General features: G+C 35.6%; 1 protein-coding gene. It reads right to left on the reverse strand.

All coding sequences use genetic code 11. The annotated features are described in order from the left end of the window. Positions 1-754 (reverse strand): phage tail spike protein (locus K0778_RS26595; protein ID WP_250666423.1); only part of this gene is annotated, 754 nt, incomplete at its 3' end. Positions 755-773 lie beyond the last annotated feature (19 nt).

A 773-nucleotide genomic window follows, 5' to 3' on the forward strand; every position in this document is an offset into this window, starting at 1 on the left:
AAATTATGTTATATTCTTCAGCAATAACTTCTGCCTCTACATACAATGGCGGGTTAAAATCTCTATGTTTTACTCTGACTGTATCGCCAATTGATATAATCTCGTGCGGATACGTAACTTCCAAATCAGTAGAAGTAATCTCATATGACATAACTGCCGACTTACGTTTATTTAACTCTGTTTTGGCTAAAGAACTTAATCGTGTTTCATTCATATTTTGATCATCTGATTGTGGTTCATATATCCCCCAAATATAGCGCATAGGTAGGTTGAATTGACTTTGCGCTTCGTCATCTGTCACAACTAGCTCTAAACGCTTCCCTTTGTCATTTTCAGGTCCCACAGCAATTAATGCTGTTTTGATTTCTGACATATCAATCTTCCTAGTTAACCCGACTAAATCTTTACCATATTCAATTTCTTTACCTTTGAATAAGCTGTTTTTCTTTTTGAGTACTACATATCTACCTTTGACGGTATTAGAGCTAAGCTCAATATAAAAATCTAAAACCATTTTATAGGTTGTACATAATTGCTTTAAAACTTCATATCTAGTTTGATAAGAAGTCCATGACGTAGTACGTAAGCCATCGTATTCGGTTTGTTCAGAAACTTCCCAACCTGTATCGCTCAACACATCTTTCAATGCTTCTGAAGTTGTCTTTTTCTCAAATTTTCCTGGTGCATACGGTTTAGCTGTTGTTATATCAGCAAGATAAGACGCTATACATTCTATCTCTGTGTAGCCGTCCATCGTATCTTGAACCCAGTTA

The sequence above is a fragment of the Escherichia sp. XD33 genome (genome assembly GCF_019375075.1).
Classification (GTDB): Bacteria; Pseudomonadota; Gammaproteobacteria; order Enterobacterales; family Enterobacteriaceae; genus Enterobacter; species Enterobacter flexneri_A.